Source organism: Pedobacter sp. 01N416, from assembly GCF_056399685.1.
The window spans coordinates 1-12463 of sequence record NZ_JBFTRT010000066.1 but is presented as its reverse complement, the minus strand read 5'-3'; the positions used below and the strand labels follow the sequence as shown (position 1 = coordinate 12463).

8 protein-coding genes are annotated in these 12463 nt (G+C 38.4%); all 8 read right to left on the bottom strand.

What is annotated here, in order from left to right; genetic code table 11:
* On the bottom strand, positions 1-1541 hold a 1541-nt coding region (locus AC1DND_RS05845), incomplete at its 3' end, for a GH39 family glycosyl hydrolase (RefSeq protein WP_477579861.1).
* A gap of 154 nt (positions 1542-1695) precedes the next feature.
* Positions 1696-2694, bottom strand: coding sequence for a DUF5017 domain-containing protein (locus AC1DND_RS05840; RefSeq protein ID WP_477579859.1), 999 nt, complete (start codon positions 2692-2694; stop codon positions 1696-1698).
* A 26-nt stretch (positions 2695-2720) separates the two neighbouring features.
* Entirely contained in the window at positions 2721-4502 is a 1782-nt protein-coding gene (locus AC1DND_RS05835; protein ID WP_477579857.1) for a RagB/SusD family nutrient uptake outer membrane protein, read from the bottom strand.
* Between the two features lie 17 nt (positions 4503-4519).
* Entirely contained in the window at positions 4520-8020 is a 3501-nt protein-coding gene (locus tag AC1DND_RS05830; RefSeq protein WP_477579856.1) for a SusC/RagA family TonB-linked outer membrane protein, read from the bottom strand.
* Between the two features lie 166 nt (positions 8021-8186).
* Positions 8187-9392, bottom strand: a complete 1206-nt coding sequence (locus AC1DND_RS05825) for a FecR family protein (protein ID WP_477579854.1) — start codon at positions 9390-9392, stop codon at positions 8187-8189.
* Positions 9393-9458: 66 nt separating this feature from the next.
* Positions 9459-10013, bottom strand: a complete 555-nt coding sequence (locus AC1DND_RS05820) for an RNA polymerase sigma factor (protein ID WP_477579852.1) — start codon at positions 10011-10013, stop codon at positions 9459-9461.
* A gap of 426 nt (positions 10014-10439) precedes the next feature.
* Entirely contained in the window at positions 10440-10592 is a 153-nt protein-coding gene (locus tag AC1DND_RS05815; RefSeq protein ID WP_477579850.1) for a hypothetical protein, read from the bottom strand.
* 141 nt (positions 10593-10733) lie between these two features.
* A partial coding sequence (locus AC1DND_RS05810; protein WP_477579848.1) for a DUF1349 domain-containing protein occupies positions 10734-12463 on the bottom strand: 1730 nt, incomplete at its 5' end.

The following is a 12463-nucleotide window of genomic DNA, read 5'->3' as shown; positions in this document are numbered from 1 at the left end:
TTGCTATACTTCCCCTTTGAACCAATGGTTATTTTCTCTGTGGTAATTGGCGCACCATTATTCCTTTGTTTCAAGGTATTTACTTGTTCTTTACTCAGGTCATGCGGTTTATTCATCCCTAAATAGTCTGTGTAAACGTCATTCACCTTATATCCGACTTTGTATATCTCCAAAGTATACTTCCCCTTTTGGAGGCCAGCTACTTCAATCCTAACCGTTCCTTTTGATTTGGATGGAAGATCTCTGTTATAATATTGCTGGTTATTAACCGAATCGCCGGGATGCGTATTCGTATAATCCCAAAATAGCAGTTGCACATCTCCTTTTACATTTTTAGTTGCCCAGGATTCTGTGTCTGTATTTTCAAGTTCAATTGTGCCTAATTTGTTCAAGAAAGAATAGGAGAAATAAGCTGGTTTCTTGATCCCCTGCGTATTCAACAATCCGAAGCCACCGTGAAAAGGTGTAAATCTAGGGCCAGCCTCCTCAAAGATATCGGTAAAGACCCAGTAGGACATGGAATTTGCCGCATTGCCCACTTTCTTCAGTTTTTGAAGAATAAAGGCGGCTGAATGGTAACTGTCATGAATGGGGTCGGTTGGAGTTGGTGATGTACTCCATTCGGTATAATGCAGTTCAAGGTTTGGCTTTGCCGAACTTGTAATTTGCTTGCGGGAATTAATCACATATCTGCTTACACTTTCTTCGTCTTTACTCAAAATGTGGCCCTTGGTCCCAAACTCATCCACAAAGCCACTTTTGGTCCCGTAGGTATGTGTTGATATGAAATCTATCGGAACATTGTTCTCCTTACAAAATGCTATGGTTTCCGGCACCCAAGCTGCACCAGCAGTTCCGGGTCCTCCCACTTTAAAAGCTGAATTTACGCTCTTGATAGCCCTTGCCGAATAATCATATAATTTAAAATATTCCTCTCTATTTCCCTTCCAAAAAATATTTTCCAAATTGGGCTCATTCCAAACCTCAAAATACCATGTCTTTACCTCATCGGCACCATAGCGTTCTGTAAAATGTTGCGTTAGGTTACGGATGAGGTCTTCCCATTTTTTATAATCTTTCGGGGGCGTTATATTTCCTTTCCACCAAAAAATGGTCTGGTTTCCGCTAGCCAATGCAGAAGGCATGAATCCCAGTTCTACAAAAGGTTTCACCTTTATGCTCAACAGAAAATCAAACAAGGCGTCTATATATTGGTAATTGTATTCAGGATTTCCTTTTTTATCTTCACGGTAAACCCCCATGTCATCAGTCAACAAGCCATGCATCCGAATGTATTTAAAATCACATTCTTTTTTTACTAAAGTTAATTGTTGCTGCCAGTCTGCCCGCAATCCCTCATTGGCCCTTCCTGCCCCAATACATTCTTTGAACATTGTATTGAGCTTTCCCACCGATTTATTGTAATCAACTTTTATAGTTCTATCGGCAATGATTTTTTTATTGGTGTTGTCATTTTGACCCAGCAATTTAACGCTCACAAGACAGAGTAAAATAATTAATATTGCTAAATATTTTTTCATGCTTTTTTATGTCTTCTTCTATGAATTGTGTTGTTATCCAGCCAAATAGTATGGGCATAGATCGCCCCTATGAATAATCGAGACCTACTATTTGCTTCAAAATGAATAAAAAGCTCCAGATATATTAAAATACATCTGGAGCCTTAACTAAAATTTAATTAATGGTAAGTGTAAGTGTTTTGATCTTACTAACCTGTTTGTCTGCAGTACTTGTAGAAGCAAAAAATGTTACATTATAAGTTCCTCGATTTTTAAACTTATAGGCATAATTTGCAAAAGTAGAAGGTACTGGACCACCATAAATGGTAGTAGACGCATTACTGGTCATGTCTTTTATAACTACCCCAGCATCTGGCAAGACTCTTGATAAATCTATGGGACCTGTTATCATCCAGTTCTCGGTAGCAACAGCAGTAGCTGCGTTTGTATTCCCAGTAACTCCAAAAGAGGTGAATTTGATCAACTTATTAGCAACATTAATAGGAACCCACCCATGGCTTTCGGTAAAGGCTGGAAATGCAGTAGGTAAAGATAGCGCAGAGGTATTAATGATGTAAGTTGTATCGGCTGTTTTATGAGTCAGGTTAATATTAGTAATAGTCCATCTAGGTTGTACTACACCAGCTTCAGCTCTATACCTGAAAGCCAGATAAACTGGTTCTCCAGCCTTTGCGTAGTCAGCAAGATTTACTGCCCCTGATGCCTTAACTGTTGCATTGGTTGCAAGTGCAGCCCTACTGGTAATATCTGTCCAATTTGTTGGATATGTATCGAGAATGCTTAAGGAATCTGTAGCATTAATATTGGCGATTTTGGGAAATTTAGTCGCAATTAGTAACTTTAAACTTCCTGTACCTGCTGTATTTAACGCGGTAGAAAAGGAAAGGGTTCGCACATTGTTTGAACTAGTATCAGATACCCGATTAACATTTGCATACTTACGTCCTATCTCGCCAGAATAAAAAGTGATATGATCAGGGTTACCGGAAAAAACAAAATGTACGGTATCGGTTACTTTAAAAGTGAGTGTAGGTTGTTTGGCACTATTCTCGCTTACCACATCGAAGTCCAAATCTCTTGGTTGCAAATCTTTTTTGCAAGAAGCAAACAGCAATACAATTGCAACAGGCATTAATATATTTTTAAGTTTCATTTTTATAAAATTTAGATTATAATTAATTACCATCCAGGGTTTTGAGTTATTGCTTTATTAACAAGAATCTCTGAAGATGGTATACCCCAAAACAAAAATTTGTTGCCTCCTGCAATCGTATTGATAAAGCCTTGGTTGGCTACAGTTCTATTGCCGGTAGGAAAGCCTGAAGTATTGTTAAAATTAAGAACCTCCTGCGCTCTTTGCAGATAGATCCCCCAACGCCTCAGGTCATTTGCTCTTAATGCTTCAAATGCTAATTCTCTCACTCTTTCGTTTTGAATATCATTCAAGGTAATGCTTGTAAAGTCAGCAACTGCGCTTGGTGTATTCGGATCAAGTCCATACCCCCTCCTGCGAACTTGATTAATGGCATTTAGTGCGGTTGGGGTAGGTCCGTTTACCATGAACTCTGCTTCGGCCAGCATCAATAAAACATCAGAGTACCTCAACAATGGGAATTTGACAGCAGTTTCCCACTGGTTCTTATTAGCATTGCCACCACTAACGGGCTCATACTCCCTTCTGAACTTACCTGGCTGCCTTGAGTACAGAAGTTGTGCTGTAGTGCCCGGAGTGCCAATATAAAATGTGCGGACAGTTGAGGTAACCGTGCCGGTATAGGTATAAGGCGAAATATTCCAGTCCCTGCGCAGATCGCCAGCCCCGTACATGTTATATAAATATTGCTGGCAATTAAGTGTACTAACACACCTACCTATTGCATAATCACCAGGATTGTTGATGCCCAGCTGACTGCCGATATAACCGTATACTTGTACACTGCCATAAGTTTGGTCTCGTGTATCGGCCTCCCACATGGTTTCTTTTACGTTGTAAATACCCTGCGCTTCCCAAACAAATACCTGTGCATAGCCGTTATTGCTATATGCAGGGTTACCATTGATAGCCGGGTAACTCAATTTCATGCCTACTAAGTTCGTTACGTTAGCAACGGTATCCGCCATAGTGGTTAAACGGTGTATGCCAGCACCTGTTGTTTGTACTTTTTTAGCCCACATTAACGCATTAGCATATTGCGAATGATCATTTATTGGGTAGCCTGCCATAAAAAGACAAACCCTTGCTAGTATGCCTTGAGCTGTTGTTTTTGATACCCGACTAGATGCACCTGCTAATTCTGGATGATTAGGAAGATACAATACCGCTTCAGCTTCTGTCATATCTTTTATAATTTGTGCATATACCTCTTTTGATGGGGTCCGCGGAATACTTACATTATTAGGATCAGTGGATGGCGTGAGTTTTAGCGGGATATCACCAAAATTTTGCACCAATAAAAAATGATACCAAGCCCTTAAAAATTTAGCTTCGCCTACAATTTCATTTAAAGTAGTTGCATCAACATTTGTAGCATTTTTTTGATTGGCAATTAGCAGGTTAGCATTTTCAATACCTTTATAACATGCTACCCAATAAGCATTTAGCTTGGGATTGGTATAGTCAATATTATTGTGGAAAGAAAAAGCATTTCCAAGCACACCACCACTATAAGCGCCTTCCTCGGTACACCCTTGAGATTGTATCCCGATAAACTCGCCATACATGGCATTAGTAGCTAACGGAGAGTAAACCGCGGCTAATGCGCTTATCAGATCGGTTTTAGATTTATAAAACTCACTTACCTGCACAAAATCAGTTGGGCTCCTGTCCAATGCTTTGCTACAAGAACCTAATACTATTGGCAATGACAGCAATAATAAAAACAATGCTCTGGTTTGGACAGTGGTATATTTAATCGACTTTTTATACCAACTACCGAAAGATATAACTAATAAACTTTTCATATCAATTTCTTTAAATATTAAAATAAAATATTTGCTCCCATGGTAAGCGTTCTTGCCCTTGGGTAACCTGAATAATCAAATCCTGGAGTTAATGCACTATTGAATGTGCTGATCTCGGGATCTGGGCCTGAGTATTTTGTCCAGGTAAAAATGTTTTGTCCAGAAACATAGAACTTTAAGGTTTTTATACCGATCTTTTTCGATAAGTTATCAGAAAGACTGTAACCTAATTGTACGGTCTTTAATCTCAAATATGAGCCATCTTCTATGGTCCTACTCGAGTAATAACCTACAGGCCCTTGTCCACCTATCCTGAAATTTGTTGTATTTGTATTGGTAGGTGTCCATCGGTTAGTATAACTAGAAAACAAGTTTAAATATTGGTTATTACCATTGCCATTGCCATCAAACAAAATCCTGTTCGCATTCTGGATATCGTTACCGTAGCTGAATTGGAAAAATAAATTGAGATCGAAATTTTTGTATTTAAAGTTATTGCCAAATCCGCCGCTACCAACCGGTAAGCCCCTACCAATAACGGTTTGATCTGTAGCATTAATAACACCGTCGCCATTAAGATCCTTGTACTTAATATCTCCAGGCTGTATACCCGTTCTTGCAGTTCCGTTGGTTGGTACGTTATCTTTTAATATATAATGTGAACCTGAACCCGGAAGTACCGCAGAAGGATTAAAGCCCGGAAGGTAATTAAAATCGCTTGTTTGGTATAAACCATCAAAAACATAACCATACATTTGACCTAATGGCTGTCCTATTTTTGCGATATAAGACGGAGACGAAGCATATTGAAGATCAAAATAAGTAGCAGTCATCAATGCGTCCTGATTTTCTGCCAGAGCAAGTACTTTACTCTGGTTCCAGGATATATTAAAGTTAGCTGTCCAGGTAAAATCTTTGCTTTGTAGAACCGTACCATTCAAACTCAACTCTAAACCTTGATTTTGAACACTACCAACATTTTTATAAACAGTACTATAGCCTGATGTTGGCGGAAGTGCTGCGTTTAACAATAAATCATACGTTTTTTTTCTGTACACGTCAGCAGTAAAGCTAAGCCTGTTCTTAAAGAAAGAAAGATCGGTACCAATATTAACCTGTGATGTTGTTTCCCATTTTAAATTAGGATTGGCCATCGTAGTTGGTGAGGCCGAAGCGACAATTGTATTGTTAAAGACAGCCCCACTTAAATTAATTTTTACTGGTGTTAAAAAGGCATAATCGCTCAGTCTGTTATTTCCGGTTAAACCATAACTTATTCTCAGGCTTCCGTCGGAAAGAATTTTATTTCCTTTTAAAAATTGTTCGTCACTGAAACGCCATTTAAAGGCCCCTGATGGAAAATATGCCCATCTGTTCTCTGGCGTAAAGCGTGACGAGCCATCCGCGCGGTAGGTACCAGTAAAAAAGTATTTCTTTTTATAATCATAATTCACCCTCCCGGTGAACGAGTTCAAGGCCCAATCTGAATAGGAAGCTGTTACGCTTACAGGAGTGCCTTCATCTAATCCATTTACACCTAATGATGCATTGGGTAAATGATTGGCAGCCTCACCGTCGCTTGATGTACTACCCACTTGTTCTGATACAATACCGTTTACAGTAAGCGAATGCCCACCATTAAATGTTTTACTATAGGTGARCATGTTTTCGTTCACCCATGAATTACTTGCAGTATTTATGATTGACCCGTTTGGCCCGTTCGCTGACTGCCTTGGATTACCTTGGTTAGTAAGCGTATCATTAAACGCTATAATTTTTGTGCTGTTGGTTGATATGCCCCCGGTTACACGCAGGGTAAGCGATGGTAAAATACGATATTCGGCGTAAGCATTGGCAGCCAGAATATTGGCTGAACTTGTGCGTACCATATGTTGTTGGTTGATAACCGGATTTAAGAGCAAAGGATTAGATCCGTTGACGATTAATTGTGGGTCATATATATCGTTACTCAAGTCTTCGTTCACACTTCCCGACGCGCCAATCGGCGCCACAGGCCGGGCACCCCAAATGCCAAACATGGGTGCATACGCCGAGTTTCGGTTGGTGACGCTAGTGGAACTGGGCGAGCCACCACGGGTACCAAGATTGCTATAGTTGGCGTTGATACCAACTTTAAATTTATCGTTTATATTTTGGTCCAGTACAACACGGCCCTGTTTTCTGCTATACCCTGAGTTGATCATAATTCCATCCACATCAAACAAGTTTCCTGATATTGCATATTTGGTGTCTTTATTACCTCCACTTACAGAAAGATCATAATTATGGAAAGGGGCGGTAACGAACATTTGATCTTGCAGATCAATACCTGGTATGTTCTTGTAGCTATCAAGTGTAGCATATTTCAGGTAGGTCGAATCTGCAATAGTGCCGGGCCCTCTGACACCGGTAATAGGGTTTACATATAAGTTATTACTAAGCACATCTTTTTCCTTTTGGTACACAACGTAATCATAAGGACTAAGCAAATCCATTTTTTTTAACATTTTTTGCTGACCATAACTTATACCAAAGCTAATAACCGGGAGGCCGGCTTTGCCTTTTTTTGTAGTGATGATCACAACGCCATTGGCCCCCCTGGCTCCATAAATCGCGGTAGCAGAAGCATCCTTAAGTACATCCATCGATTCAATATCACTTGGGTTTAATGATCCCAGACTAGCATCTTCAATAGGAAAACCATCAATAACATATAAAGGAGAGCTGCTTTGAGAAATCGAATTATTGCCTCGAATAACAATATTGGGTACAGAACCTGGTTGACCATCAGGAGAACTAACAGCTACACCAGCAAGTCTTCCTTGAAGTGCGTCTGCAATATTGGCAACTGGCGCTTTTAACATATCATCAATAGGGGCACTAGATAGTGAACCCGTAACATCTTTCTTTTTAACGGTACCATATCCGGTTACCACAATCGACTCTAAGCTATTAAACGAAGGTGTTAAGGTAATTTGGACTGCCCCGGTAGTAGCTTTAACTTCCTCAGTATCGAATCCTATAAAAGATATGACAAGAATCGCGCTTTCATTTTTCACATCCATTGAAAAAAATCCGGCAACATCTGCCTTGACACCATTGCTAGTTCCTTTTTCCAGAATACTAGCACCAAACAATGGTTGACCAGAGAGATCTGTTATCTTTCCCGACACATGGTGTTTCTGCCCCTTAATATTTTTCAAATTATCTGGTGCGCTGTTTTCTTTAATTACAATTCTGTTATCATTAGATAATTTGAAATTAAAATTACTGCCTAAGGTCTGTTCCAATAATTTCGACACTTCGATTGCCCCCTTTTTCAATTTTACCTTTGGAATATTCGAAAACAACTCCTGTGGATAGATAAAACGATACTTAGTCTGTTTTTGGATAATATTAAAAACTTCGTCTACCGGTACAATTTTATCAGCATCAATCATCACTTTCTCTTGAGAAAATGAATTTTTAGTTGTGAAACTAAAAAGTGCTATACTTAATAAGAAAATGAATGTTCTCATAATAGTGGATAATATTCGTTTYCGAAATAACGAATGACCTTTGGTTAATTTAAATTTCATAATTTTGCATTGTGTTAGTTGAATATTTGGTTTAATTGATACACTTGTAAAGGGACGAAGTCGACGCACCGCTAAATGTTTGACTTCGTTCCCTTTTTTAGCTATTTTATTTCAAAATCATAGTTTTGCCTGTTATTTTATAATCTTTAATAATTCCATACCCTTTAATAGTTTCTAAAACTTCCTCTATCTTTTGATCTTTACCTATAATACCATTGAATCCGGTCTTTTTAAGTTCAGGGTTAGCAAACTGGACATCCAAATCATACCATCGAGATAGTACCTTCATTATCTCCTCTAAAGATTTTTTTCTGAAGCTAAAAATGCCTTCCTTCCAAGCTATCTCATCATAAACATCGATCGTACTAACAATTAAAGTTTTAGATTTTAGATCTAGATTTAATTGTTGATTTGGAATTAGTCTTTGCTTTTTATTCTGGGCACTTACATCTACTTTGCCCTTAACCAATGTTGTATAAACATTGGCTTCATCTTTATATGCTTTAATGTTAAATTCCGTACCTACAACTTCTACCTCTTGCGATTTATTAAAAACTTTGAACCTAGCACCTTTATGTGCTGTACTTGGAGAAACCTCAAAATATGCTTCACCATATACGAGTTCCACTTGACGTAGTTCTCCTTCAACGAAAGCAACAGGAAATTTTAATTTGGTTTCAGAATTCAACCATACTTGTGTCCCATCCGATAATTTAATGGAGAATTGTCCTCCCCTGGGTATGGTTAGGTAGTTGTATGCAATTTTCGTTGGGTCTTTTTCAGTATCCTGGTAAACAATGTCCTTACCGTTGCTAGTTGCGTTTTGTCTATGAAAAGTTTTTCCTTTTTTTAATACGACTACAGAACCGTCTTCTAAAGTTAATGTTGCTTTGTCGGTTCCAGCTTCAATATTAGCATTTACTAGGGTTGGAGTGGCATCTATAGGCTTGGTAAATAAATTAGATCTAAAGAGATAGGTTGTTGTTAATATTCCAACTACAATGGCTGCAGCTGCATACTTGAACCAAYGATTCCGCATAGAAAACACTTTAGACTCCTTTTTTTCAACGACTTGCATCAAAGGGTTTTCTAGCCTGGAAATAATTTTATTCCAAGCTTTATCCTTATCAACATAATCGGCAAATGATATTTGTCTGGATTTTTTATAAAGGAACAACAAGTCCTTAAACAGAACTTCATTTCCAGGCGCTTCATTTAACCAATTCTTTAATTCGTCAAATTCAGCTTCACTTAGTTCTTTGGTGGTATATAAAGAAATAAGTTTTAGAATATGGGCGTTTATTTTACTCATTGATTTTTGATCTTTCCTTATATATAACTAAAGATCAAAAATGGGTGACAAAAAATTTACTTTTTTTTAAACCAACATTAACATTACGATTATATTAAGTTTATAACGGAGTTGTTTTAAGGCTCTTGCATAATGTGTTTTTACTGTATTAACAGAAATATCAAGGTGTAGTGCAACCTCTTTATATTTCATATTTCGTAACACAATGGCTTTAAAAACTTCTTTGCTCTTTTCGGGCAAGGACTCTACTTGTTCAAATAGTTTCTTTTTTTCTTCCTCTAAAGTGGCAAAATCCAACTGATCCTCCTCCACTAAATTATTGACAAAATCTTCGATATCGTTAAATTGATGCCTGGATTCCTTTTTAACAACCTGTAGGGTATTGTTCTTTACAGACTTAAACAGGTAGGGTCCTATGAGATTATCGATTTTCAAGTATAACTTTTCATCCCAAAACTTCACAAATAAATCCTGAACAATATCTTCGGCCAACTCAAACGAATCACAAAATTTTAAACTATAGGTGCATAACGGCATATAATACCTATCAAATAATTGCTTGTATCCAATAGGATCATTTCCTTTAAGTTTTTCAAGAATTTGTATGTCGTTTAAATTCATAAACAGCTTAGGGTAAAAGTGTTTTTTGCATTTATGTTTGGTTATTTTATGTCAAATATATTATTTTATCACATGTAATTTATATTTCGTTGAAACCGGTGATACCTTTAAATACCCTAACTTTTTTTCACCTTGGGAATAGATACTCAACATCTTGAGATTAGCTGACCTTGTGTTGCAATCAAGTTAATTTTAAGCGAAAGAACACGTTTAAACAGAGTAGTTTGCATACAGGCGTATACCGCTTTGCTGAGTCTTAAAAACATTTAAAACAGGCCGAATGACCATCTTTAAACTAAATGGACGATCACCTTAGAGCGAAACATTAGGCCGGCTGTCTCACCCTGCCATAGCTTGTCGTTTAACCTGTTTACCGCAGGACTGGGCACCAGACACCTCTTGATCCGGGACAACCTGATCTACGGGCTACCCAACACTGTTTGTACTCAAAAACGGAAAGATATATTCTTCTACTGTGCCCAAGCTTGGGACAGAGGAGGGAAAGAAAGCATTCAGCCAGCCCATACTGAATACTACCACAAAATAAAAACGGGCCGCTGCAAAAATCCAGCGGCCCATTTTTATCAATCGCCTATACAAATTATAGCTCCCTAGACAAATCAGAAAGCATTGACTCCATCCGACCAAGAACATCTTGACCTACAACTGATTTATACGTGTTAAACCGATCGAAAGGCATCAGATGACATGATTTAACATCTACATTTTTGAGATAGTTACATCATCTATATCGGTAGCACAAAAACTACCCGATGCGGCCAATCCCAGATAAATTGTACTGTTAAGGGATGTGAATTGATAATCATAGTATTTGGTCCATGTAATTTTATCACTGGAATAATATGAAGTAACCAAATTACCTACCCGAACAAGTTTTAGCCACATTGGTGATACCAAACTGGTAACCGGCCTGTAGCTGGAATTTCCTGCATCCGAAGTTCTGTATTTGGCAAATACACCACGTGTATCCAGGGAGCTCAGACATACATAGGCGCTATTTGAAGATAGTGTATTCCTGATCATTATACCGCCTAAATAGTTGTAGTTGGTTGACACCGATTTCACTCTTGCTACAATTTGTCCGTTTCCTGTTAAAGTTTGATAAAGAAAAGGAAAATTATCGGTGGGGTCTCCCAGGCCAGAAGCAAAACTTTTAATTTTGAAATCGTTTGTAGCAGCTGTGTAGCAAATGTTACCCGGGTTTATATTAGTCCCAATATTGGCTAAAGTCCAATCTAAAAGTATATCACACGACTTATTTTCATCAAAATCAATATTTATAGTCGGTACACCGTTGCTATAAGTATACCCATAATTACTTTGAGCATTCTCGCCATTTTTCAATACCAGTGCAACTTCCAGGGTATATGGACCATTGATGTTTTTTAATTCACTCACAGGCATAGTTACCGTGAAACTGTTGCCTGCACCGGGTTTTACTGACCATGCAACCCGATCATAACCTTCGCTCGGGGTAGCATGTGGGTCTTGATAGACATTTATATCAGTTACCTCCATATCACTTGCGTAAGTACCTGAAACAGTAAGGTTACCACTACTATAGACAGCACGGATACTGGTAAGGCCACTATTGTGTCCATTATAATAGGTATTGCCCGGAGCATCGGCAAATGCCTGACAATTGTTTAAGATAGAACTGCCTGCACGGTTGATAAATGTGGGTTTACGTCCTAAGGTATAATTCCCATCCGCCATAAGATTCGTTCCCAGTTTCGGATTATTGTTCTCTGTATTTGTCTGATGGCTATGTGGCAAATTCAATGCATGCCCCAACTCATGCATCATACCTCCAAACCAACTGATGAAATCATCGCTTAACGGCCCGGTACTTGGCCCTAAATATTTGAGATCGAACTGCGGGTAATCTAATGCATAACAGGTCCGTCCTGTGCCATAAAAAGGAACACCAGGGCTTTTAGAGGTTGGTATAGCGGTGATTATCAAAGTGTGCGAACTTGTAATAAGCGTTGGGTTTTCGGTCTTAAAAGCGTTTACTTCAACTCCTTCGATGGAATTACCTGAAGGGTACGAACTCAAAGGATGCTGGCCACGTACCAATAGTATCTGAACATTCTGGGGATTTGCAGTTTCTGTTAATAACCCAAATGTTTTTGGACCATAGCCATTGGATACCATATTTTCCTTATAAAAATTCTGTCCCCATAGCAATACTGCGCTTAATCTCTTTTTATAAGTACTGTCAAGCGGCACGTCCGTTGGTAAAAAATATATAATGTTTACATTATACGGGTGATCTGAAGAGTAATTTACTCCATTATAAACGTTGGTGTACTTTTTTTGGTCTGCCGTCTTTTCGGGCTTTGAGGATGAGCCTTGATCCGTGGGAAGACCTGTGCTGTCAGTTTTTTTACAGGAAAAGCTGAATAGAACACAGCACAGGACAATTG